Source organism: Streptomyces sp. NPDC042371 (assembly GCF_056437465.1).
The window spans coordinates 89,004-112,377 of record NZ_JBWKAP010000010.1 but is presented as its reverse complement, the minus strand read 5'-3'; the positions used below and the strand labels follow the sequence as shown (position 1 = coordinate 112,377).

The 23,374-nt window shown below is 71.5% G+C and carries 18 protein-coding genes; 2 read left to right on the top strand and 16 right to left on the bottom strand.

Going from position 1 to position 23,374, the window contains the following annotated elements; all coding sequences use genetic code 11:
- Window positions 1–4: 4 nt before the first annotated feature.
- Entirely contained in the window at window positions 5–1,138 is a 1,134-nt protein-coding gene (locus tag AC068B_RS28985; protein WP_478674573.1) for a PQQ-dependent sugar dehydrogenase, read from the top strand.
- Between the two features lies 1 nt (window position 1,139).
- Here the strand turns inward: AC068B_RS28985 and AC068B_RS28980 are convergent, their stop codons facing one another.
- From AC068B_RS28980 to AC068B_RS28950, 7 genes are all read right to left on the bottom strand, one after another.
- The gene (locus AC068B_RS28980) at window positions 1,140–1,373 is read right to left on the bottom strand and encodes a DUF6191 domain-containing protein (protein ID WP_478674572.1); all 234 of its coding nucleotides are present in this window, start codon (window positions 1,371–1,373) and stop codon (window positions 1,140–1,142) included.
- Window positions 1,374–1,466: 93 nt separating this feature from the next.
- Window positions 1,467–4,583, bottom strand: coding sequence for a helix-turn-helix transcriptional regulator (locus tag AC068B_RS28975; protein WP_478674571.1), 3,117 nt, complete (start codon window positions 4,581–4,583; stop codon window positions 1,467–1,469).
- Window positions 4,584–4,650: 67 nt separating this feature from the next.
- A complete protein-coding gene (locus AC068B_RS28970) occupies window positions 4,651–4,830 on the bottom strand; it encodes a hypothetical protein (protein WP_478674570.1) in 180 nt (59 codons plus the stop codon).
- A gap of 215 nt (window positions 4,831–5,045) precedes the next feature.
- A complete protein-coding gene (locus AC068B_RS28965) occupies window positions 5,046–5,708 on the bottom strand; it encodes a hypothetical protein (RefSeq protein WP_478674569.1) in 663 nt (220 codons plus the stop codon).
- Window positions 5,709–5,743: 35 nt separating this feature from the next.
- Entirely contained in the window at window positions 5,744–6,301 is a 558-nt protein-coding gene (locus tag AC068B_RS28960; RefSeq protein WP_478674568.1) for a GNAT family N-acetyltransferase, read from the bottom strand.
- Window positions 6,270–8,531 (bottom strand): MMPL family transporter, encoded by a 2,262-nt coding sequence (locus tag AC068B_RS28955; protein WP_478674567.1) that lies wholly within the window; start codon window positions 8,529–8,531, stop codon window positions 6,270–6,272. Before AC068B_RS28955 ends, AC068B_RS28960 begins: the two co-directional genes overlap by 32 nt.
- A 213-nt stretch (window positions 8,532–8,744) precedes the next feature.
- Entirely contained in the window at window positions 8,745–10,865 is a 2,121-nt protein-coding gene (locus tag AC068B_RS28950; protein ID WP_478674566.1) for a phosphocholine-specific phospholipase C, read from the bottom strand.
- A gap of 192 nt (window positions 10,866–11,057) precedes the next feature.
- On the opposite strand from AC068B_RS28950, the gene AC068B_RS28945 reads away from it, so the two are divergent.
- On the top strand, window positions 11,058–12,230 hold the full coding sequence (locus AC068B_RS28945; RefSeq protein WP_478674565.1) for an SMI1/KNR4 family protein: 1,173 nt from the start codon (window positions 11,058–11,060) through the stop codon (window positions 12,228–12,230).
- An 80-nt stretch (window positions 12,231–12,310) separates the two neighbouring features.
- Here the strand turns inward: AC068B_RS28945 and gatB are convergent, their stop codons facing one another.
- From gatB to AC068B_RS28900, 9 genes are all read right to left on the bottom strand, one after another.
- Window positions 12,311–13,825, bottom strand: a complete 1,515-nt coding sequence (gatB, locus tag AC068B_RS28940) for an Asp-tRNA(Asn)/Glu-tRNA(Gln) amidotransferase subunit GatB (protein ID WP_478674564.1) — start codon at window positions 13,823–13,825, stop codon at window positions 12,311–12,313.
- A 16-nt stretch (window positions 13,826–13,841) separates the two neighbouring features.
- On the bottom strand, window positions 13,842–14,081 hold the full coding sequence (locus tag AC068B_RS28935) for a hypothetical protein (protein WP_478674563.1): 240 nt from the start codon (window positions 14,079–14,081) through the stop codon (window positions 13,842–13,844).
- Window positions 14,078–15,571, bottom strand: a complete 1,494-nt coding sequence (gatA, locus tag AC068B_RS28930; protein WP_478674562.1) for an Asp-tRNA(Asn)/Glu-tRNA(Gln) amidotransferase subunit GatA — start codon at window positions 15,569–15,571, stop codon at window positions 14,078–14,080. Before gatA ends, AC068B_RS28935 begins: the two co-directional genes overlap by 4 nt.
- Before the next feature lie 2 nt (window positions 15,572–15,573).
- Window positions 15,574–15,870: an Asp-tRNA(Asn)/Glu-tRNA(Gln) amidotransferase subunit GatC gene (gatC, locus tag AC068B_RS28925; protein ID WP_010984178.1), complete on the bottom strand. Its 297-nt coding sequence runs from the start codon at window positions 15,868–15,870 to the stop codon at window positions 15,574–15,576.
- 294 nt (window positions 15,871–16,164) lie between these two features.
- The gene (locus AC068B_RS28920) at window positions 16,165–18,522 is read right to left on the bottom strand and encodes a putative bifunctional diguanylate cyclase/phosphodiesterase (protein ID WP_478674561.1); all 2,358 of its coding nucleotides are present in this window, start codon (window positions 18,520–18,522) and stop codon (window positions 16,165–16,167) included.
- Between the two features lie 314 nt (window positions 18,523–18,836).
- Entirely contained in the window at window positions 18,837–21,020 is a 2,184-nt protein-coding gene (gene ligA, locus AC068B_RS28915; RefSeq protein WP_478674560.1) for an NAD-dependent DNA ligase LigA, read from the bottom strand.
- 30 nt (window positions 21,021–21,050) lie between these two features.
- A complete protein-coding gene (locus tag AC068B_RS28910) occupies window positions 21,051–22,064 on the bottom strand; it encodes a methionine synthase (RefSeq protein ID WP_478674559.1) in 1,014 nt (337 codons plus the stop codon).
- Window positions 22,061–22,759 (bottom strand): SDR family oxidoreductase, encoded by a 699-nt coding sequence (locus AC068B_RS28905; RefSeq protein ID WP_478674558.1) that lies wholly within the window; start codon window positions 22,757–22,759, stop codon window positions 22,061–22,063. The genes AC068B_RS28910 and AC068B_RS28905 overlap by 4 nt, the downstream gene beginning before the upstream one ends.
- A gap of 7 nt (window positions 22,760–22,766) precedes the next feature.
- Window positions 22,767–23,312, bottom strand: a complete 546-nt coding sequence (locus tag AC068B_RS28900; protein WP_478674557.1) for an LOG family protein — start codon at window positions 23,310–23,312, stop codon at window positions 22,767–22,769.
- Window positions 23,313–23,374 lie beyond the last annotated feature (62 nt).

Genomic DNA, 23,374 nt, shown 5'->3' with positions numbered 1-23,374 from the left:
CGTGATGGCCGCTGCCGCCCTCGTGTTCGCGGCCGGGTGCTCGTCCGGCGGCGGCGATGAGCCGGACCGCGCCGGGAGCCCGCCGACGCGGGACGAGCCGAGCCGGTCCGCCACCGGGAAGGCGGGTGCCGAGGCCCCGCCGGAGAAGGGCTCGGCGAAGGTCACCCGCACCCTCACCACGGGCCTCAAATCCCCCTGGGGCCTCGCGCCGCTGCCCGGGGGCGATCTGCTGGTGTCCTCGCGCGACGAGGGGACGATCATCCGGGTCGACGGGAAGACGGGCAAGAAGACGGAGCTCGGCTCGGTGCCGGGCGTCTCCCCCGGCGGCGAGGGCGGCCTGCTGGGCCTCGCCCTCTCCCCGTCGTACGCCTCGGACCACTTCGTGTACGCGTACTTCACCACGGAGTCCGACAACCGCATCGCCCGGATGCTGTACGACGAGAAGAAGCCCTCGGGCGAGCAGCTGGGCGCACCCGACACGGTCTTCAAGGGCATCCCGAAGGGCATGATCCACAACGGCGGCCGGATCGCCTTCGGCCCGGACAAGATGCTGTACGCGGGCGCGGGGGAAACAGGGGACACGGACCTCGCACAGGACAAGGACTCCCTGGGCGGCAAGATCCTCCGCCTCACCCCGGACGGCGAGCCCGCCCCCGGCAATCCCTTCGGCGACTCCCCCGTCTATTCGTACGGGCACCGGAATGTGCAGGGCCTGGCCTGGGACGAGCAGAAGCGGCTGTGGGCGTCGGAGTTCGGCCAGGACACCTGGGACGAGCTGAACGAAATCAAGCCCGGTGGGAATTACGGCTGGCCGGAGGTCGAGGGCAAGGAAGGCAAGGAGGGCTTCCGGGATCCGGTCGCCCAGTGGAAGACCTCCGAGGCCTCACCGAGCGGTGTCGCCTATGCCGAGGGCTCGGTCTGGATGGCGGGTCTGCGCGGCGAGCGGCTGTGGCGCGTCCCGGTGCGGGGTGTGGAGGGCGATCCGGAGCCGCAGGCATTCCTGGAGGGCGAGCACGGCCGCCTGCGCACGGTGCTCGCGGCGGGCGGCGACAAGCTGTGGCTGGTCACCAATGAGACGGACTCACGGGGCACGCCGGAGAAGGGGGACGACAAGATCCTGGAGGTGCGGGTGAAGTAGGTCAGCTGTCCGGCTCACCGGGGCGGGATGTCTCCTCCGAGGACGAGTTCGGGGACTCGTCGGCGCGCGGCGACGGCACGGGCGGGCGTACGACCACCTTGCCGGAGGTCAGGTCTATCGGCCCGCGCCCCGGGTCGCCGTCGGCGAGGTCGACGCGGGTCAGCTCCAGCCGCTTCTGTTCGTCGTCGGTGTGCTTGCGCCCCGGCGCGAACAGGGCCTCGATCGCGTTGAACACTGCGCCTCCCAGGAGCCGAGATATCGCAGTCCAGCGTAATCGAGGCCGCCAAAGTCCTGCTGGGGCACGGAAGCGCACGCGCAAACGTGCAGGTCAGCGCACCGCCTGCGCGCTGCCCTTCGCCTGTTCGCTGCCCTTCGTCGGGAACAGCCGAAGCCGGTGGGCGAGTGCGGCGGCCTCGCCGCGGCCGGTGACGGACAGCTTGGCGAGGATGTTGGAGACGTGGACGCTCGCCGTCTTCGGGGAGATGAAGAGCTCCTCGGCGATCTGCCGGTTGCTGCGGCCCACGGCGACCAGCCGCAGGACGTCCCGCTCCCGGCTGGTGAGCCCCAGCGCCTCGGCGGGGTCGGCCGGGGCCGCGGGGGCGCGGGTCGCCTCGGCGGGGTTCAGGGTGAGGCGGGCGCGCTGGGCGAGTCCGGTGATCGCGTCGGAGAGCGGCCGGGCGCCGAGCCGGTCGGCGACCTCCGCCGCCTGGCGCAGGAGGTGGGCGGCGCGCTCGCGGTCGGTGGTGTCCGGGCCGAGCAGGGACTCGGCCAGGCGCAGTCGGGCGCGGGCGAGATCGAAGGGGCGGTCGAGCGGTTCGAGGGCGGTGACCACGGTCGACCACTGGGCGGGGGTGTCGCGGCCCTCAGAGCGCAGGAGTTCGGCGCGGGTCCACTCGTCGTAGGCCCGCCAGAGCGGGATGGGGGTGTTGAGGGATCTGGCGGCGGAGCGGATCCGTGCGAGGGCGGCGGGGCGGCCGGGCTCGGCGGCGGGCAGGCCGCGGGCGTCGGCCTCCATCTCGGCGGCGGCGAGCAGCAGGGGCCAGCCGTACTTGTAGGTGCCGAGGGGGAGGCCGGTGTCGAGGCTGCGTTCGAGTTCGGCGCGGCCGTCCAGGATGCGGCCCTCGGCGGCGGCGACGCCCAGGGCGATGCGGAGGAGGACGAGGAGGTACTGGGGCTGGGGGTCGTGGGTGCCGAGGTGGTGGTGGGCGCTCTGCATGTGCCGGGTGGCGGCGGCGTGGTCGCCGCGGAAGAGGGCCATGCGGGCCAGGCGTTCGGCGGCCGAGACGCGGGGCTTTGAACTCTGGACGCAGCGCTGGGTGTGCGCGACGGCTTCGGCCGCCTCGTCCCAGCGGCCCAGGGAGATGAGTGACTCGGCGGCGTTGGCCCAGACCCAGCCCTCGGTGTCGACGAGGCCGTACTTCCGGCAGAACTCGATGCCCTCCATGGCGACCTGCACGGCCTCGGCGGAGCGGCCGACGCCTTCGAGCGAGGAAGGGAGGTTGATGTGGGCCCGGCTCAGGTCGGTGACCAGGGCGTCGCGGACGACGCGGTCCCTGACTTCGTACATCTCGGCGAGACCGGCCTCGGGGTCGCCCGCCTCGACGAGGAGGGCGCCGCGGGTGAGGCGGGCGTTGAGCTCGATGGTGTCGGCCTTGAGCATGCGGGCGTACTCGACGGCGCGTTCGGCGGCGGCCAGGGTCTCCGGGCCCGGGTCGTGGAGCATGCCCCAGGAGGCGCGGTAGACGAGGACGTCGGCGTGCACCTCGGAGGGCGGCAGGCCGCGCATCAGTTCCTGGGCCTTGGATATCTCGGCCCAGCCGTCGCCGCGGCCGAGGGTCGAGATGAGGCGGGAGCGCGCGATCCAGAACCAGGCGGAGCGGTGCGGGTCGTTCTCCTCGTCGAGGATACGCAGGGCGCGTTTGGTGATTTTCAGGGCGCGGTCGCGTTCGCCGCAGAGGCGCCCCGCGACGGTGGCCTCGGCCATCAGGTCCAGGTAGCGCAGGGGGGTGGTGGCGGGGTCGCAGCCGCAGGGGGGGTAGCCCTCTACGTAGTCGGCGGGGCGGAGCTCATCGCGGACGGCGGCCGGGGCGTCGTCCCACAGCTCCATCGCGCGTTCGAGGAGGCGCAGCTGTTCGCTGTAGGCGTGCCGGTGGCGGGCTTCGACGGAGGCGCGGAGGACGGCGGGCAGGGCCTTGGCCGCGTCGTGCGCGTAGTACCAGTAGGTGGCGAGGCGGGCGGCGCGCTGGTCGGCGGCGACGAGCGCGGGGTCGGCCTCCAGGGCTTCGGCGAAGCGGCGGTTGATGCGGGAGCGCTCGCCGGGCAGCAGGTCGTCGCTGACGGCCTCGCGGACCAGGGAGTGCCGGAAGCGGTAGCCGTCGCCGTCCGGGGAGGCGAGCAGGATGTTGGCGCCGACCGCGGCCCGCAGCGCCTCGATCAGGTCGTCCTCGCCGAGCCCCGCGACCTCGGCGAGCAGCTCGTACTCGACGGTGGAGCCGCCCTCGGCGACGATCCGCGCCACCCGCTGGGTGTCCTCGGGCAGCGCCTCCACGCGGACGAGGAGCAGGTCGCGCAGGGAGTCCGTCAGGCCCGCGCAGCTGCCGCCGTGGCAGGAGGCGACGGCGAGCTCCTCGACGAAGAACGCGTTGCCGTCGGAGCGGTCGAAGATGTCGTCCACCAGGGACTGTTCGGGTTCGACCGCGAGGATCCCGGCCATCTGGCGGGCGACCTCGTCCTTGCTGAGGCGGCCCAGTTCGACGCGGCGCACCGTGCGCAGCCGGTCAAGTTCGGCGAGGAGGGGGCGCAGGGGGTGGCGGCGGTGGATGTCGTCGGCGCGGTAGGTGGCGAGGAGGACGAGGCGGCCGCCGCGCAGGGTGCGGAAGAGGTAGGCGAGGAGGTGGCGGGTCGAGGCGTCGGCCCAGTGCAGGTCCTCCAGGGCGACGACGACGGTGCGGTCGCGGGAGAGGCGCTCCAGGAGGCGTGCGGTGAGCTCGAAGAGACGGGCCATGCCCTGTTCGTCGGGTCGGCCGCCGGGGGCGTGTCCGTGCGGGGCGGGTCCTGCCAGTTCGGGCAGGAGCCTGGCGAGCTCCTCCTCCTGGCCCTCGGCCGCGGCGGCCAGCTCCTCGGGGAGCCTGCGGCGCAGCGAGCGCAGCGCGGTGGAGAAGGGGGCGAACGGCAGGCCGTCGGCGCCGATCTCGACGCAGCCGCCGATGGCGACGACGGCGCCCCGCTCCTCGGCGGCCGCGGTGAACTCCTCGACGAGGCGGGTCTTGCCGACGCCTGCCTCGCCGCCGAGCAGCAACGCCTGCGGCTCGCCCGGGCCGGGGCCCCCGGCTCCTGCGAGCGGGGTGCCCGTGGCGCGGGCGAGCGCTTCTTTCAGTACACCCAGTTCATCGGTGCGGCCGACGAACACCGGGCTGACGGACCTGGTCTCCACAGCCGCGAGCATCGCACAGTGCGTGGATGGTGCGGCACCCGTTATCCGCGGAGCGGACACCGGCACAGGCCTCGTCACCTCAGGCGGTCCGCGTGAAGCGGATCTTCCGGAGCGGCGTGATCACCGGCCCCTCGGCTTCGTAGCGGGCCGATCGGCGGGCGGCGGCGCGGACCTTGCGGGCCTCGCCGACCAGGCGGTGGTGGTCGGCCTGCCGGACCAGCTCGGCGGCGCGCATCTGGTGCATCTCGTACTCGAACATCTGGTGCCCCTCGGGTTTTCGGTGGTATCGCCGGTATCGCTCTCTGCGATGTCTCCACTTTCTTCTCCCAGGGGGGTCGCCCACATCGGGCGGGTGCCGCATCTCCTGAGGCCGGGGGGCCTTAGGCACGACGAAGGGCGGGGCGGGGGCCTTAGCCCCCGCCCCGCCCTTGCCTTAGGTGTCCCGTTCCCTGCCTCATGCGCAGGGCAGGCGGCTCAGGAAGGTGCGGACGGCAGTCCGAGCAGCAGGTCGGAGTATTTGGCGATGGCCAGGACGAGGCCGATCACGCCGAGCACGAAGCCCGCCCACGCGACGGACTTGATCCACGGCGCCTGCTCCTTGCCGGGGGCGCCGAACGCGGGCCGGACCAGCACGAGGAAGCCGACGACGAGCGCGGAGACCGCGAAGAGGCCCGCGATCAGCGCGGTGGCCTGCCAGGAGTCGCCGTAGAGGGCCTGGAGCTGGTCGGAGACGCTCGCGGACTGCTTGGTCTCCAGCTGCCCCATGATGTTGGAGCGTGCCCCGGCGATCGTGCCGACCCAGCCGCCGGAGAGGCCGATCACGCCGAGTGCGGTGGAGACGACGGCCGCGGCGCCCTGGCCGACGCCGGTGGACTTGGCGGTCGCGACGGGGGCGGCGTCGGTGTCGGACTCGTCCGAGTCGTCCTCGTCCGTGTCGGCCGCGGCCTCGGCGGCCTTGGTGGCCTCGGCGTCCGCGGTGCCCTCGGGCTCGGCGTCCTTGGGCCCGGTGGCCTCGGCCGCGTCGGACTTGGTGACGTCGACCGCGTCCGGCGTTCCGGCCCCGGTCACTTCGTCGGCCTCGGCCCCGGTCCCGGCCGCGCCCTTGGCGGCGGCCGCGTCATCTGTCTTAGTACCCATGCACCGCACCGTACGGACGGAGTCTGAGAGCTCTCTTAACGCGCGTCCCGCGCCGCCCGCCACTCCGGTGCGAGGACGGACCAGACCTCCATGTCGTGCCGGATCCCCTGCCAGGGGAAGCTCTCCCGCAGCACGCCGTCCTTGACGAATCCGAGCCGCTTGGCGGCCGCCTTGCTGCGGTCGTTGAGCGAGGAGACGAGCCACTCGACGCGGTGCATGCCGCGCTGGTCGACGGCCCAGTCGATGAGGACCCGGGATGCCTTGTTCACGAGGCCGCGCCCGGCTGCGGACGGTTCGAGCCAGACGCCGATCTCGCAGCCGTCCACGCTGGTGTCGAAGATCCGGAAGAGGACTCCGCCGACGAGCGTGCCGTCCAGCCAGATGCCGTAGAAGCGTCCGGTGTCGGCGGCCTGCTTGTCGGCGAACACCTGGAGGTGCCTGCGCGCGCTTTCGAGGTCCTGCACGGTCTCGGTGAAGGGCACCCACGGCCCCGCGTACTCCCGCGCCCGCTCGACGTGCTCGAGAAACTCCTGCGCCTGCCACGGCTCGATCGGCCGCAGCTCAGCGCCCTCGGCCAGCGATATCGCGAACATCCTGCTCCTTCGGCCCACTCACGTCTTCGGCAACGTCCCGCTGCCCGGGGATCTTCGCATGTGCGCCGCGCGCATTCGAACGACATTCGGGCGGCTCGATGCTGATGCGCGGCAGGAGGCGGTCGAGGCGGCGCGGCAGCCACCAGTTGGCGCCGCCGAGCATGTGCATGAGGGCTGGCACCAGCAGCGTACGCAGCACGAAGGCGTCGAGCGCGACGGCGGCCGCGAGCGCGATGCCGAACATCGCGATGACGCGGTCGCCGCTGAGGACGAAGGCGAGGAAGACCGAGATCATGATCACGGCGGCGGAGTTGATGACCCGGCTGGTCTCGGCGAGCCCGACGCGGACGGCCCGCCGGTTGTCGCCGGTCTCCAGCCACTCCTCGTACATCCGGCTGACCAGGAAGACCTGGTAGTCCATGGAGAGCCCGAAGAGGACGGACACCATGATCACCGGCAGGAAGGGCTCGATGGGCCCGGCCCTGCCGAGGCCGAGCAGTTCGCTCCCCCAGCCCCACTGGAAGATCGCGACGACGATGCCGAAGGCGGAGGCGACCGCGGCGACGTTCATCGCGGCGGCCTTGAGCGGGATGCCGATGGACCGGAAGGCCAGCAGGAGCAGGACGCAGCCGAGCCCGATGACCACGCCCACGAAGAGCGGCAGCTTGCCGACGATGACCTCGGCGAAGTCGTCGTAACTGGCCGTGACGCCGCCGACGTGCAGGTCGAGGGAGTTGTCCGCCTCGGCCCTCGGCAGGACGTCGTCGCGCAGCCGGTCGACGAGATCGCTGGTCGCCTCGGACTGCGGTGCCGATTCGGGGACGACGGTGAGGAAGGCGGCGCGACCGCCGTCGTCGTACGTCACCGGGCTGACGGAGGCGATGCCTTCGGTCGACCTGAACGTCGTGGCGAGGGTGTCGAGGGCCAGCCGGTCGCCCGCCCCGTAGACATCGCTGACCAGGGTCAAGGGGCCGTTCACACCGGGCCCGAAGCCGTCGGCGAGCAGGTCGTACGCCTGGCGGGTGGTGGCCTTCGCCGGGTTGTTTCCCTGGTCGGAGGTGCCCAGGTGCAGGCCGAGGGTGGGCAGCGCGAGCACGGCCATGACGAGGACCGCGACGGCGCCGAGCAGTCTGGGGTGGCGCTCCACGAAGACGGCCCAGCGGGCGGCGAGCCCGGTCGGGAGCTCCGGTTCGGGCCCGTGTTCGGCGATCCTGCGGCGTTCGCGGCGGCTGAGGGCGCGGGGGCCGATCCGGCCGAGGAGGGCGGGCAGCAGGGTCACGGACGCGGCGACGGTGAGGACGACGGTCAGCGAGGCGGCGATGGCGACGCCGTTGAGGAAGCCGAGGCGCAGGACGAGCATGCCGAGCAGCGCGATGCAGACGGTGGCGCCCGCGAAGACGACCGCGCGGCCGGTGGTGGCGACCGCGCGCTCCGCTGCGACGGCCACGGGCAGGCCGCGTTTGAGGCCCTTGCGGTGCCTGGTGACGATGAAGAGGGCGTAGTCGATGCCGACGCCGAGCCCGATGAGGGTGCCGAGCATCGGTGCGAAGTCGGCGACGGTCATCAGATGGCCGAGCAGCACGATGCCCGCGTACGCGGTGCCGACGGAGACCAGGGCGGTGGCGATGGGCAGGGCGGCCGCGGCGAGCGAGCCGAAGGCGAGGAAGAGGACGACGGCGGCGACGGCCACTCCGACGACCTCGGCGACCTGGGCGCTCTTGGACTCGGTGAGCCCGATGGCGGTGCCGCCGAGCTCCACCTGCAATCGGTCGGACGCCGCGGCCTTGGCGGTGTCGACGACGGCCTGCGCGTCGGCCTTGTCGATGTCGTCGGCCTGCTCGCGGAAGGTGACGGTGGCGTACGCCGTGCGGCCGTCCGGGCTGACCCGGTCGGTGCCCTTGTCCTTGTAGGGACCGGCCACGGAGGCCACGGCGGGCAGCTCGGCGATCTTGTCGAGGGCGTCGGACATCGTCTGCTCGACGTCGGCGGCGCGGACGGACGTGCCGGGTCCGGTGTGCCAGACGACGGTGTCGCTGTCGCCGCCGAGCCCGTGGAAGTTCTCGTTCAGGAGCTGGTTGGCGCGGCCCGACTCGGTGCCGGGCACCTCGTAGTCGTTCGAGTACGCGGATCCGGCGACGGCGGCGGCCGACGCGGCGCCGCCGAGCGCGAGGAGCCACAGCAGGACGACGACGAGGCGGTGTCTGACGCACCACCGGGCGAGTGCGGCCACGGACGGGCTCCCTGGTCATTTCGTGGATCTTCACCGGGAGCGGCAGTGGACTACTGAACGGCCCGCAAAGAACGCATGAGTGGCGACATGTGTGCCGCAGTCACCTTGACAGCCCTTGGTGATCCTTGGTCCCTTTCGTGGCCTTACTCACAAGGGCACAAGGAGCGCGGGGGCTCACGACGAGCCCCTCGCGCACCCTGCGCACGCCGGGCCTCAGCCGGAGACGCTCGCGCGTCCGTTCTCGATGTGGCCCATCAGCCGCCGCCGGAAGGCGGCGTCACCGTCGGCGGTCACCTCGACGTCGTACCAGCCGTGTTCGTCGGCGGTGTGCCAGGCGACCGTACGGCTGCTGCGCGCCTTGACGCGGACGACCCGCGTCCGCGAACGAATGTCTGATTCATCCACATATCCGAGCGGCTTGACCGTGAAGACGAGGTCGTGGCGGCCGCGGTTGGCCAGCGTGACGTGGATCTCACGACGGCTGATCGCGGAGGCGACCCGCGCCCCGCCGTCCTTGCCCCCGCCGTCCCTGCCCCCGGCGAACTCACGCCGGAAGCCGTTCGGCCCGACGACCGTGAAGGCGTACGCGTCCCCCGGCACCGGCACGGTCCAGGAGCCCTTGCGGACGACGTCCTGATGCTGCGGGATGCCGAACTCGCCCGCGTACGGGTAGAGCGCGAAGTGTGCGCTGGAGCTGCCGCCGTTGCGCAGCCGCACCGTGAGCGCGCCGCCCTCGGCGGGCGTCACGTCGGCGTCGGGCTGGTAGGGCAGCGGGCGGGCGCGGCGGGTGCCCGGTTCCTGGACCGGCATGGACTGCTTCAGGGGCGGCTGCGGGGACCAGCGGCCGCTGAACGCGGGGATGGCACCCGGCTGCTCGATCTCGGGCCGCCGGTGGCCGCGCCGGAAGTCGAAGGCGCCGGTGAGATCGCCGGTGACCTTGCGGCGCCAGGCGCTGATGTTGGGCTCCTTCACCCCCGTCCACTTCTCCAGGAAGCGCACGACGGAGGTGTGGTCGAAGACCTCGGAGCAGACGTAGCCGCCGACCGTCCACGGCGAGACGACGAGCATCGGCACGCGCGCGCCGAGCCCGGTCGGCTTCCCCTCCCAGCACTCCGCCCGCTCCTCTGCGGAGTCGCCGCCGGGCACGGGCGGCGGCACGTGGTCGAAGAAGCCGTCGTTCTCGTCGTAGTTGATGAAGACGGCGGTGCGGCGCCAGACGTCCGGGTGGGAGGCGAGGGCGTCGAGCACCTTGTAGACGATGGTCGCGCTGTGGATCGGCGAGGAGACGCTGGGGTGCTCGGAGTCCTGGGCGGACGGCACCAGATAGCTGACCTTGGCCAGCTTGCCCCGCGCGACGTCCTTGGCGAACTCCTCGGCGAGCTTGCCGGTGGGCACGCGCCGCAGACCGCGCTCGAAGAGCGAACGCTCGCTCCTGGTGAGGGTCGCGACGCCCTTGTCCAGGTCGGCGAGGAGCTTGGTGCGCTCGGCCTCGTCCTTGGCGTCGCGCACCTTGGCGTAGAAGGCCTCCATGTAGGTCAGGCCGGTGCCCGCCGCGGTGAGGGCCTTGCGGGCGATGGCCTTGAAGGTGGTGAAGAACTCGATCTGGTTGTCGGTGAAGTTCTCCCACTCGGTGTACGTCTGCCAGCTCACGCCCGCCTTCTCCAGGCGCTCGGCGTACGTGCCCCAGCCGTATCCCGGGTGCGTGCCCTCGTCGTACGCGTCGTTGCCGACGGCCCGCTTGCCGTTCGGCTCGTACCCGGTCCTGCCGCTCCACAGGTGGTTGCGATTGGGGCTGGTGGAGGTGTGGATGGAGGAGTGGTAGGCGTCGCAGACGGTGAAGGTGTCGGCGAGCTCGTAGTGCAGCGGGATGTCCTCGCGCGTGTAATACGCCATGGTGGCCGCCGTCTTGGCGGTGATCCAGCCGTCCATCCAGCCGTCGTGCCAGGCCTTGGCGCCACCGCTCCAGGAGTGGTCGAGCGCGCCGATGTACTGGAGGTCCTTCTTCTGCGTCTCGGCGGCCTGCCGCACGGGGAACGGCAGTACGGTGCGCAGGACGTCGGGCTGCTCGAACACCGACTTTCCGCCGGGGAGCCGTATCGCGTTGCGGTCGCCGAAGCCGCGCACACCGCGCAGCGAGCCGAAGTAGTGGTCGAACGACCGGTTTTCCTGCATCAGGATGACCACGTGCTCGATCTTGTCGAGACCGCCGCCCTTCGGCGGCTCGTGCGCCAGCGCCTCCTGTAGCGAGGGCGGCAGGAACGAGCCTGCGGCGGCGACGCCGAGCGCGCCGCCGCCGATCGCCATCAGGCGTCTGCGTGAAATCTCCGGAGTCACGTGGGACCTCCCAGTAGTCCTGGCCGACATCCAATGGTTCTCTGCTGATCCATTGACCTGTACGGCGGGGACGCTAGTGACGCCCGGTTTCCTTGTGAAGGCTGCGGGACGAAGTCGCGGTGAACGTCCAAAAGTTCACCACGGCAGTCCATGGCCGCGGCGTTGTCGGTGGCTGGTGTCATCCTCGGGAACATGGAACTCACCGAGCGCATCGCCACCTTCACGGAGCTGGTCGGACCCCCGCCCGACGCCGTGCCCGCCGTCGACTGGGCCGCGGTGGAGGCATGGCTCGAAGTCCCCCTCCCCCAGGAGTACAAGGCGCTGGTTTCGGCGTACGGCCCGGTCGAGATGGGCGAAGGCGCCGCGTCCGTCCGACTGCACACCCCGTGCGTCAGCCCCGACGGGCGGTACGACTACGGCGCCTGGGTGGTCGAGACCCACCGCCACTCCGCGATCCGGCCGACCATGTTCACCCAGGAGCGGCGCCGCTTCCTGCCCGACGAGGGCGGCCTGCTCGCCATCGGCACGACGGCGGGCGGCGACCACCTCTTCTGGGACACCTCGGCGTCGAAGGACCCCGACGAGTGGCCGGTGATGCTCCTGACCACGTCCGTCGCGGTCGGCGGCGCCGAGCCCTGGGTTTCGTACGGGGCCCCGCTCCTCGACGTCCTGTCGGCGCTCGCCCCCGGCGGCGTGCCCGTGCGCACCTGGGCGCCACTGGCCGGAGCCACGCCGTGGTCACCGCCGCCGCGGGGTACGTACGTGGACGCCCGCCAGCACACCGCGCTCACCGAGGGCGAGGGCCTGGCGGCGATCACCGCGCTGATACCGCCGCCGCTCACTCCCCACCTGGGCAAGGGCAGTTGGGAGGCGCTCTTCGAACGGCTCGGCACACGGCTGCCCGCGGACTTCGTGGCGCTTGCGGAGGCGTACGGAGCGGGGAACTGGAGCTGGTGGCTCGACATGCCCGCCCCGCTCGACCTCGACCACCGGCTCGGTCTCGCGGCGAGCGCCGAGGAGATGCTGGACGGGTACCGCAGCCTGCGCAAGAGCTTCCCCGAGGACTTCCCGCTGCCCGCCTGGCCCGAGCCCGGCGGATTCCTGCCCGTCGCCTCGACGATCGACGGCGACCAGATCGGCTGGTGCGCCGAGGGCGACGACCCCGACCGCTGGCGCGTCGCCGTCAATCCACGGCACTCGGAACAAGGCCCGCCCCTGGCGGGGAACTTCACCGGGACGCTGCTCAGGTGGCTGCGCGGCGGACGCCCCGCCGAGGACGGGTTCTTCTGGCTGCGCAAGGACCAGGACCCGCTGGAGTACATGTTCTTCGAGCCGTTCGGGGCGCCACGGGAGGACGAGCCATAGTCACCGTCTCCGGGCGCGCGAAAGGGCGGCGCCCCCGCAGGGTGCGCCGCCCTTCGCTCAGGCGTGGCGAGCCTTGGACCTCAGCCTTCGCTGACGCCCAGCTTCTCCAGGATCAGCTCCTTGACGCGGGCCGCGTCGGCCTGGCCACGGGTGGCCTTCATCACCGCGCCGACCAGGGCGCCCGCGGCCGCGACCTTGCCGCCGCGGATCTTGTCCGCGACACCGGGGTTGCCTGCGATGGCCTCGTCGACGGCGGCCGTCAGCGCGCCCTCGTCCGAGACGACCTTGAGGCCGCGCTTCTCGACGACCTCGTCCGGCGTGCCCTCGCCCTTCAGGACACCCTCGATGACCTGGCGGGCCAGCTTGTCGTTCAGGTCGCCCGAGGAGACGAGCTCGGCCACCCGGGCGACGTGCGCCGGAGTGATCGGGAGCTCCTCGAGTGCCTGGCCCGACTCGTTGGCGTTGCGGGCCAGCTCGCCCATCCACCACTTGCGGGCCGACGCCGCGTCGGCGCCCGCCTCGATGGTGGCGACGATCGGCTCGACCGCACCGGCGTTGAGGATCGACTGCATGTCGTGCTCGCTGATGCCCCACTCCTCGCGGAGGCGGTTGCGGCGCACGCGCGGCATCTCGGGCAGCCCGGCCCGCAGCTCCTCGACCCACTCACGGGACGGGGCGACGGGGACGAGGTCGGGCTCCGGGAAGTACCGGTAGTCCTCGGCGTTGTCCTTGATGCGGCCGGAGGTGGTGGAGCCGTCCTCCTCGTGGAAGTGCCGGGTCTCCTGCACGATCGTGCCGCCGGAGTTCAGCACCGCCGCGTGGCGCTGGATCTCGAAGCGCGCCGCACGCTCCACGGAACGGAGCGAGTTGACGTTCTTCGTCTCCGAGCGCGTGCCGAACTCCTCGCGCCCGTGCGGGCGCAGGGACAGGTTCACGTCGCAGCGCATCTGGCCCTTGTCCATCCGGGCCTCGGAGACGTCGAGCGCCTTGATGAGCTCGCGCAGCTCGGCGACGTACGCCTTCGCGACCTCGGGGGCACGCTCGCCCGCGCCCTCGATCGGCTTGGTGACGATCTCGATGAGCGGGATGCCCGCGCGGTTGTAGTCCAGGAGGGAGTGCGAGGCGCCGTGGATACGGCCGGTCGCGCCACCGACGTGCGTGGACTTGCCGGTGTCCTCCTCCATGTGGGCGCGCTCGACCTCGACGCGGAAGACCTCGCCGTCCTCCAGCTGGACGTCCAGATAGCCGTTGAAGGCGATCGGCTCGTCGTACTGGGAGGTCTGGAAGTTCTTCGGCATGTCCGGATAGAAGTAGTTCTTCCGGGCGAAGCGGCACCACTCGGCGATCTCGCAGTTCAGCGCGAGGCCGATCTTGATCGCGGACTCGACGCCGATCTCGTTGACGACCGGCAGCGCGCCGGGCAGGCCGAGACAGGTCGGGCAGGTCTGGCTGTTCGCGTCCTGCTTGAGCGTGGTCGAGCAGCCGCAGAACATCTTGGTCCTGGTGCCGAGCTCGACATGGACTTCGAGGCCCATGACGGGGTCGTACGTCGCGAGGGCTTCCTCGTACGACACCAGATCAGAAGTGACAGTCACGGTGAAACTTTCCCTCTCAGCCCAGCAGGACGTCGTCGTCGCCGAGGCGCTTGAGCTCGCGGACGAGCAGCGCGACGCCGGTGGCGATGGCGGCAGCGGAGACGACGGCATCCACGAGACGGAGCGTGTCGTGGTCAAAGCGGGCCTTCTTGGCCTGCTTCAGCACGCTGATCGCACCGAACGCGGTGGTGCCGATCGACAGATACGTGCCGGTCTTGGACTTCTTGAAGCCCTTGGCCTTGTTCAGTGCACTCACAGCGACGGTGCCTCCTCAAGCAGCGGGTGTCCCCACTTTTCCACGAAGGCGGCCTCGACGGCAGCGCCCACCTTGTACAGGCGGTCGTCCTTCATGGCGGGGGCGATGATCTGCAGTCCGACGGGCAGGCCGTCCTCCGGCGCGAGGCCGCAGGGCAGCGACATGGCGGCGTTGCCCGCCAGGTTCGACGGGATGGTGCACACGTCCGCGAGGTACATCGCCATCGGGTCGTCGGTGCGCTCGCCGATCGGGAAGGCGGTGGTCGGCGTCGCGGGCGACACGATCACGTCGACCTGCTCGAACGCCGCCTCGAACTCGCGGGTGATGAGGGTGCGGACCTTCTGGGCGCTTCCGTAGTACGCGTCGTAGTAGCCGGAGCTCAGCGCGTACGTGCCCAGGATGACGCGGCGCTTGACCTCGTCACCGAAGCCCGCCTCGCGGGTCAGCGCGGTGACGTCCTCCGCGGACCGCGTGCCGTCGTCGCCGACGCGCAGGCCGTAGCGCATGGCGTCGAAGCGGGCGAGGTTCGAGGAGCACTCGGACGGCGCGATCAGGTAGTACGCCGAAAGGCCCAGGTCGAACGAGGGGCAGTCCAGCTCGACGACCTCGGCGCCGAGCTGCTTGAGCAGCTCCACCGACTCGTTGAAGCGCTGGACGACACCGGCCTGGTAGCCCTCGCCGGAGAACTGCTTGACGACGCCCACGCGCATGCCCTGGACGGAGCCGTTGCGCGCGGCCTCGACGACCGGCGGGACCGGAGCGTCGATGGACGTCGAGTCGAGCTCGTCGTGACCGGCGATGACCTCGTGCAGCAGCGCGGCGTCGAGCACGGTGCGGGCACAGGGGCCGCCCTGGTCGAGGCTGGAGCTGAACGCGACCATGCCGTAGCGGGACACACCGCCGTAGGTCGGCTTGACGCCGACCGTGCCGGTGACGGCCGCGGGCTGGCGGATCGAGCCGCCGGTGTCCGTGCCGAGGGCCAGGGGGCTCTCGTACGAGGCGAGGGCGGCGGACGAGCCGCCGCCGGAGCCGCCGGGGATGCGGGTCAGGTCCCAGGGGTTGCCGGTGGGGCCGTACGCGCTGTTCTCGGTGGAGGACCCCATGGCGAACTCGTCCATGTTGGTCTTGCCGAGGATGACGACGTCGGCGGCCTTCAGGCGCTTGGTGACGGTCGCGTCGTACGGCGGGATCCAGCCCTCGAGGATCTTGGAACCGACCGTGGTCGGGATGCCCTCGGTGGTGAAGATGTCCTTGAGCGCGACCGGGACACCGGCCAGCGGGCCGAGCTTCTCGCCCCGGGCACGCTTCTCGTCGACGGCGCGGGCCTGCGCGAGAGCGCCCTCACGGTCGACGTGCAGGAAGGCGTGCACCTTCTCGTCGACGGCGTCGATGCGGGCCAGGTGGGCCTCGGTGACCTCGACCGCGGTGAGCTCGCCTGCGGCGATCTTCGACGCGATCTCGGCCGCGGTGAGCTTGATGATGTCCGTCATGGCTAGTCCTCCCCCAGGATCTGCGGCACCTTGAAACGCTGCTGCTCCTGGGCCGGAGCACCCGAGAGCGCCTGCTCGGGGGTGAGCGACGGACGGACCTCGTCCGCGCGCATGACGTTCGTCAGCGGCAGCGGGTGCGAGGTCGGCGGTACGTCTTGGTCGGCGACCTCCGAGACGCGGGCTACCGCGCCGATGATGTCGTCGAGCTGTCCGGCGAAGTGGTCGAGCTCCTCGGCCTTCAGCTCCAGACGTGCAAGGCGGGCGAGGTGGGCGACCTCCTCGCGCGTAATGCCAGGCATGCGGCGATCCTCAGGGGTGAGTGTGTTGGTGGTGACCCAATCCTATGGGTCACCGTCCCGTGCCCGCGAAACCCTTATCCGAGCCACGGTCAGCGGCGCCTCTTCGCGGCCAGCACGAGACCGCCGCCGCCAAGCAGCAGCGCGGCGATCGCGCCGAACGCCCAGAGCCGGGCAACTCAACGCCCGCCAACCCATACGCGCTCCGTACGGTCATCCATACGGCGGCTCCCGGGATGCGGGCGTGCGCACGGCGCGCTAGTGGCGCTCCCCCACCGACGGCGGGCCCGCGCGTGCCTACTGCACGGCTTGGCCCGACGGGTGCTCCGCGGGGTCCGGTGCCTCGGCGGTGCCGGAATCGCCCGCTGCCGCCGCCCGCGCCGCGGCGAGGTCGGCGGGACGCTGCCAGCCGCGCGAGCCGCGCGCCCGCAGCCACGCCGTCGTCTCCTCGGCAGGCATCGCCGCCGCGACGAGCCAGCCCTGGACCGCGTCGCACCCCAGATCCCGCAGCCGCTCCCACGTCTCGTCGTCCTCGACGCCCTCCGCGACGACGAGCAGCCCGAGCGAGTGGGCGAGGTCCACGGTGCAGCGGACGATCTCCGCGTCTTCGTTGTCGATGGCGAGGCGGGCCACGAAGGAGCGGTCGATCTTCAGCTCGCTGACCGGGAGTCGGCGCAGGTGGACCAGCGAGGAGTACCCCGTGCCGAAGTCGTCGAGCGACATCTTGACGCCGTGTCCTGTGAGCCCGGCCAGCGTGTCCGCGGCGCGCTGCGGGTCCTCCAGGAGGACGTGCTCGGTTATCTCCAACTGCAGGGCCCCGGCGGGGACTCCGTGGCGGGCGAGGCGCGCCGCGACCGCTCCCGCGAAGCCCGGGGTGTGGACGTCACGCGGTGAGACGTTGACGGCGACGGGCACCTTCAGGCCCTGGGCCTGCCACTTCGCGACCTGGCCGAGGGCGGTCTCCAGGACGTACTCCGTCAGGTGCGGCATGAGGCCGGACGACTCGGCGATGGCGATGAACTCGTCGGGCGGCACCTTGCCGCGCTCGGGGTGCACCCAGCGCACCAGCGCCTCCAGGCCCGCGACCTGGCCGTCGAAGCGGACCTTGGGCTGGTAGTGCAGCTCGACGTCGCCCGCGTCGAGCGCCCGGCGCAGGTCGCCGAGGAGGCCGAGCCGGTCGGGGGTGTTGGAGTCGCGCTTGGATTCGTAGACCTCGACGCCGGTGCGGTCCCGCTTGGCCTGGTACATCGCGACGTCCGCGCGGCGCAGCAGGCCCTCCGCGTCGAGTGCGTGGTCGGGGAAGACGGCGAGGCCCGCGCTGGCCTCCAGGACGAGGGTCAGGCCGTCGAGGTCGAGCGGGGAGCCGAGTGCGGCGACGAGCTGGCGGGCCACTCGGGTGGCCGACGTCGTGGAGTCGGCAATCGGCAGCAGGACGGCGAACTCGTCGCCGCCGAGGCGGGCGGCCTCCGCGCCGCGGGGCAGCGCGAGGCGCAGCCGGTCCGCTATCTGGAGCAGCAGGCGGTCTCCGGCGAGGTGGCCGAGGGTGTCGTTCACCGACCGGAAGCGGTCCATGTCGATCAGCATTAAGGCCGATCGCGCCCCGATCCGCTCGGCGTCGTCGAGGGCGGTCCAGGTCCGTTCGAGGAGCCACTGCCGGTTGGGCAGCCCGGTGAGCGGGTCGCGCAGCTGCTCCTCGGCCCGGGCGCGGGCGATCCAGAGGGTGGAGTCGAGGGCGACGAGCGGGATCGCGAAGAGGGGCAGCAGGATCGGCAGGGAGATCGCCACGACGCAGATCAGCGGGGCGATGCCGAGCAGCGCGATGCCGAGGAGGCCCTGTCTGACGAGGGCGGTGCGGGTGACCGTGGGCAGGGCTCCGGTGCGCGGCGCGTGGACGTACCAGAGCAGGACGCGGGTGACGACGAGGTACGCGACGGCCACCAGGGCCACTTGAGGCGCGGTGTAGAGGTCCCAGGTCTCGGGGAGCCAGGGGGATTCGGCGCTCGGTGCCGTGCCGAAGGCGGCCAGGGCGAGTGCGCCCGCGCCGATGCCGAGGATGTCGACCGCGCCGTGCAGCAGCCCCTGCCGCCAGCGGTGCCTGCGCGCGACGCCGACGAGGACGACGACGGTGAGGCTGACCATGCCCGCGGGCACCCAGCCGTAGAGAAGGAGGACGGCGACGGTGAGCGCACCGCCGGAGCCCGTGCCGCCCCACCACCGGTCGCGGCCGAGGGCGACGAGGTGGCCGACGATGAGCCCGGTGAGGACGGCGAGGGACCAGCCCGCGGCGCCGGTCGGGAACAGGGCGTGGCGGCCGGTGAAGGCCTGGAAGAAACCGGCGCCGAGCAGCACGGCGGCACCGGCGACGACCAGGAGCGGCAGCAGCGGCCAGGGGTCACGGGTGTCCTGGGCGGCCGGGGCGCCCGTGCCGGTGAGGGCGGGGCCGTCGGTGCCGTGCTGCGGAGCGGCGGTCCAGGCCCGTTCGCGTGGTTCCACGGCGGTGCTCAGCGTGCAGGATCCGGAGCCCGGGGCGGGCTGGGGCATGCTGCCCGAGTCGGTGTTCGTCACGGCTCGGCGGCCGCGCAGCCAGGCTCCCGGCGCGCGCCACAGGCGCGCGCGCAGCCGTGAGTCCGGGGCGGCGCTCTCGGTCGGTTCCATTCCCGTCCCTCTCACAGCCGGCGGTGCCCACGCCATGCGGACTCGGCCCTGATGCGGCCGCGCCCTAAGATCCGTCCCCGCACTCCGCACGAGCAAGGAGATGCAGTTCTCCCGCACTCATGCCGAGCAGGGGATGCCCCCTTCCGAGCTCTTGATGAGCAGGTGATACCCCGTTCGCAGCGGGGCACGGCAGGCGCACACCTCAACAGTAGGCCGCAGAAGGCTTCCACGGGCAGCGGTCGGCTACGGTTGCCCGAATGCGACCCGGCCACCCGTATGCCTCTGGTATGCGCCGAACGGGTGGCCTTCAACCGCTACTCCTCGGTCGGAAGCGCAACTTCCCTCGCCGCGTCCGGTCCTTGTTCGAGCAGGACAGCGAAGCCTTCCTCGTTGAGAACCGGAACCTTCACCTGCATGGCCTTGTCGTACTTCGAGCCGGGGTTGTCGCCGACGACGACGAATGACGTCTTCTTGGAAACGGAACCGGTCACCTTGGCTCCGCGACTCTGCAACGCCTCTTTCGCGCCATCCCGGGTGTGGTGCTCCAGCGTGCCGGTGACGACCACCGTGAGGCCCGCGAGCGGGCGCGGTCCCTCGTCCTCGCCGCTCGCCTCCTCCTCCATGCGCACGCCGGCCTCCCGCCACTTGCGGAGGATCTCCCGGTGCCACTCCTCGGCGAACCACTGTTTGAGGGAGGCCGCGATGGTCGAGCCGACGCCCTCCACAGCGGCCAGTTCCTCCTCGGTGGCCTGATCGATGCTGTCGATGGAACGGAACTCGCGGGCCAGCGCCTCGGCCGCCACCGGGCCGACGTGCCGGATCGAGAGACCCGTGAGGATGCGGGCGAGCGGGCGCTCCTTGGCCGCCGCGATGTTCTCCAGCATGGCCAGGGTGTTCTTCTTCGCCTCGCCCTTCTGGTTGGCGAAGAAGGTGACGACCTTCTCCTCGCCGGTCTTGGGGTCGCGCTTGGGCAGGCCGGAGTCCTGGTCCAGCACGTACGACTTGATGGGGAGGAGCTCTTCGACCTTCAGGCCGAAGATGTCGCCCTCGTCGAGGATCGGCGGCTCGGCGGGCTCCAGCGGCCTGGTCAGCGCGGCCGCGGCGACGTATCCGAAGTTCTCGATGTCCAGGGACTTGCGGCCCGCGAGGTAGAAGAGACGTTCACGCAACTGGGCCGGGCACAGCTGGGCGTTGGGGCAGCGGAGGTCGATGTCGCCCTCCTTCATGGGCCGCAGCGCCGTGCCGCACTCGGGGCACTCGGCGGGCATCACGAACTCCCGCTCGGTGCCGTCCCGCAGGTCCACGACGGGGCCGAGGATCTCCGGGATGACGTCGCCCGCCTTGCGGATCACGACGGTGTCCCCGATGAAGACGCCCTTCTTCTTCACCACGTCCTGGTTGTGCAGGGTCGCGAACTCGACCTCGGAACCCGCCACGGTGACGGGCTCCACCTGCGCGTACGGCGTGACGCGGCCGGTGCGGCCGACGCCGACGCGGATGTTGATGAGCTTGGTGTTGACCTCCTCGGGCGCGTACTTCCAGGCGATGGCCCAGCGCGGGGCGCGCGAGGTGGAGCCGAGGCGGCCCTGCAGCGGGATCTCGTCGAGCTTGACGACGACGCCGTCGATCTCGTGCTCCACGGAGTGGCGGTTCTCTCCGAAGTACGCGATGAATTCCCGGACGCCTTCGAGACCCTCGACCACCTTGTTGTGCTTGGCGGTGGGCAGGCCCCACTCGTGCAGCAGCTCATAGGCGTGGCTGAGGCAGTCGATGTCGAGGCCCTCGCGGGCGCCGATGCCGTGCACCACCATGTGCAGCGGCCGGGTCGCGGTGACGCGCGGGTCCTTCTGGCGCAGCGAACCCGCCGCCGCGTTCCGCGGGTTGGCGAAGGGCTTGTCGCCCGCCTCCACCAGGCGGGCGTTGAGCTCCTCGAACTTCTCCATGGGGAAGAAGACCTCGCCGCGGATCTCCACGAGGGCGGGGATCCGGTCGCCCTCCAGGCGCTGGGGGATGTCCGCGATCGTCCGGACGTTCGGCGTGATGTCCTCGCCGGTGCGGCCGTCACCCCTGGTGGCGGCGCGGGTCAGCTTCCCGTCCTCGTACGTCAGGTTGACCGCGAGGCCGTCCACCTTCAGCTCGCACAGGAGGTGGAAGTCCGGGGTGCCTGCCTCCTTGGCGACGCGCTCGGCCCAGGCGGCCAGCTCCTCGTCGTCGAACGCGTTGTCCAGGGAGAGCATGCGCTCGCGGTGCTCTACCGCGGTGAACTCCGTCTCGTACGAACCGGAGACCTTCTGGGTGGGCGAGTCGGGCGTCCGGAGCTCGGAGTGCGCCTCCTCCAGGGCTTCGAGGGAACGCAGGAGCTTGTCGAACTCGGCATCGCTGACGACCGGTTGGTCCTTCACGTAATACCGGAAGCGGTGCTCCTCGATCTGCTCGGCCAGCTGGGCATGCTGATCCCGTGCCTCGGCGGGCACAGAGCCTTGCTGTTCGACAGCCACCGTTTCGTCCTCCCGTTACGTCATACCCAATTACTCAGGGTTGTCTGCGAGCGATCTCGCGGCCCTGACGCAGTGGGCGAGCGCCGCGCGCGCATACGCGGGTGATGCGCCCGCGAGCCCGCACGACGGAGTGACCACGACCGACTCCGCGAGTGATCCCGGATTCAGCCCCAGCCTGCGCCACAACGTCCTGACACCCATGACGCTACCGGCAGGGTCTGACAATCGGCCGTCCACGCCCGGCACGACACCGACGAAGAGCTTCGTGCCCCCCTCGACCGCCTCACCGATCGTCTCGTCGTCACGCTCGGTGAGCAGCGAGAAGTCGAAGGAGATCGCGTCGGCACCGGCGCGGCGCAGCAGCGCGAACGGCACGTCGGGCGCGCACGAATGCACGACCGAAGCGCCGTCGCCGTTGACGGCGAGGACGTCGCGCAGCGTGCTCTCGACGACCTGCCGGTCCACGGCACGGTGGGTGCGGTACTCGCTGGCGGTCTTGATCTGCCCGCGCAGCACGGCGATCAGCGAAGGCTCGTCGAGCTGCAGGACCACCTGGGCGCCGGGCACCCTGCGGCGCACGTCGGCGAGGTGCTCGCGCAGGCCTTCGGCGAGGGATCCCGCCAGGTCGCGGCAGGCGCCGGGGTCGGAGAGCGCGGCTTCGCCGTTCCTGAGCTCCAGGGCGGCGGCGAGCGTCCAGGGGCCGACGGCCTGGACCTTCAGCGGGCCCTGGTACCCCTGGGTGAACTCTTCCAGGGCGTCGAGGTCTTCGCCGAGCCAGGCCTTCGCCCGCCGGGTGTCGCGCCCCGGGCGGTCGCCGACGCGCCAGCCGCTGGGCTCCACGCGCGCGTACAGGTCGACGAGCAGCCCCGCGGTGCGGCCGATCATGTCGGCGCCCGGGCCGCGCGCGGGCAGCTCGGCGAGGTACGGCGTGCCCTGCTCGGGCCCCTCGAAGCTGCCGGTCACGGTCTTCGCGGCCTCGCGGGCGTCCCCGCCGGGCATGGACCCGACGCCGGTGGCAGGGCCCCAGGTGAACGTGTCGCTCATCGTCCCGGCCGCACCGTCAGGTCGTTGACCTCCGCGTCGCGCGGCAGGTCCAGGGCCATCACGATGGTCGTGGCGACCGACTCGGGGTCGATGAAGCGCGACGGGTCGTACTCCTTGCCCTCCTGCTGGTGGACCTTGACCTGCATGGCGCTGGCCGTGCGGCCCGGGTAGACCGTGGTGACGCGGACGCCGTTGGCGTGCTCCTCGTGGCGCAGCGAGTCGGCGAGCGCCTTCAGACCGTGCTTGGACGCGGCGTACGCGGACCACTCGGCGCTGGCGTTGAGGCCGGCGCCGGAGTTGACGAAGAGCACGTGCCCCTGGGCGAGCCGCAGTTGGGGCAGGAAGTGGCGGGTCAGCTCGGCGGGCGCGATGAGGTTGACGTTGAGCTGGTGACGCCAGGTCTTGGGGGTCAGCTCGCCGACCGGGCCGAGGTCGACGACGCCCGCGATGTGCAGCAGGGAGTCGACCTGGGCGGGCAGCGACTGGTGGCCGAAGGCCCAGGACAGCTTGTCGGGGTCGGAGAGGTCTCCGACGAGGGTGCTCGCGCCGGGGAACTGGGCGGCGAGCTCCTTGGCGCGGCCCGCGTCGCGCGCGTGCAGGACGAGGTCGTCGCCCCTTGCGTGGAGGCGGCGGGCGACGGCCGCGCCGATGCCGGAGCCCGCCCCGGTGATCACATGTGTTGCCATACCCGCCATGCTCGCATCACTGGGTGCCCACGGATTCCTCCAGGTAGGCCAGCGCGCCGACGGGCTCCTCGGCGAAAAAGACGAGGTCGGTGAGCGGGACGGGCAGGAAACCCTCGTCCTCCATGCGGCGGAACTGCTCCTTGAGGCCGTCGTAGAACCCGGCGGAGTTCAGCAGGACCACCGGCTTGGTGGTCTTGCCGTGCTTCTTCAGCTCCAGGATCTCGGTGGCCTCGTCGAGGGTCCCGGTGCCGCCCACCATGATCACGACCGCGTCGGCCTTCGCCAGGAGCAGCGCCTTGCGCTCGGCGAGGTCACGGGCGATCACCATCTCGTTGGGCGCGGAGACCTGCCTGGCCTTGGCCGCGAGGAAGTCCACAGAGACGCCCACGAGCCCGCCTCCCGCCTCGTCGACGCCGTCCGCCACGACCTTCATCAGTCCGCTCTCGGAACCGCCCCAGACCAGCGTGTGGCCGCCCTTGCCGAGCAGTTCGGCGAATTCGCGGGCGGGGCGCGTGTAGCGCTCGTCGAGGTCGGCGGCGGAGAGAAAGACGCAGATGTTCATGCGCCCACGGTACGTTCCGTCCCTGAAGGCACTCTCAAAGCACTCGTCGAGGAGGGCACGTC

Bases quoted from the DNA above. Each gene is read 5' to 3' on its own strand.
- gatC (WP_010984178.1), bottom strand. From the start codon at position 15,870: ATGCCTGGCATTACGCGCGAGGAGGTCGCCCACCTCGCCCGCCTTGCA.
- AC068B_RS28985 (WP_478674573.1), top strand. From the start codon at position 5: ATGGCCGCTGCCGCCCTCGTGTTCGCGGCCGGGTGCTCGTCCGGCGGC.
- AC068B_RS28960 (WP_478674568.1), bottom strand. From the start codon at position 6,301: ATGTTCGCGATATCGCTGGCCGAGGGCGCTGAGCTGCGGCCGATCGAG.
- AC068B_RS28975 (WP_478674571.1), bottom strand. From the start codon at position 4,583: ATGCTCGCGGCTGTGGAGACCAGGTCCGTCAGCCCGGTGTTCGTCGGC.
- AC068B_RS28920 (WP_478674561.1), bottom strand. From the start codon at position 18,522: ATGGAACCGACCGAGAGCGCCGCCCCGGACTCACGGCTGCGCGCGCGC.
- AC068B_RS28965 (WP_478674569.1), bottom strand. From the start codon at position 5,708: ATGGGTACTAAGACAGATGACGCGGCCGCCGCCAAGGGCGCGGCCGGG.
- AC068B_RS28945 (WP_478674565.1), top strand. From the start codon at position 11,058: ATGGAACTCACCGAGCGCATCGCCACCTTCACGGAGCTGGTCGGACCC.
- AC068B_RS28900 (WP_478674557.1), bottom strand. From the start codon at position 23,312: ATGAACATCTGCGTCTTTCTCTCCGCCGCCGACCTCGACGAGCGCTAC.
- AC068B_RS28970 (WP_478674570.1), bottom strand. From the start codon at position 4,830: ATGTTCGAGTACGAGATGCACCAGATGCGCGCCGCCGAGCTGGTCCGG.
- gatA (WP_478674562.1), bottom strand. From the start codon at position 15,571: ATGACGGACATCATCAAGCTCACCGCGGCCGAGATCGCGTCGAAGATC.
- AC068B_RS28905 (WP_478674558.1), bottom strand. From the start codon at position 22,759: ATGGCGGGTATGGCAACACATGTGATCACCGGGGCGGGCTCCGGCATC.
- AC068B_RS28910 (WP_478674559.1), bottom strand. From the start codon at position 22,064: ATGAGCGACACGTTCACCTGGGGCCCTGCCACCGGCGTCGGGTCCATG.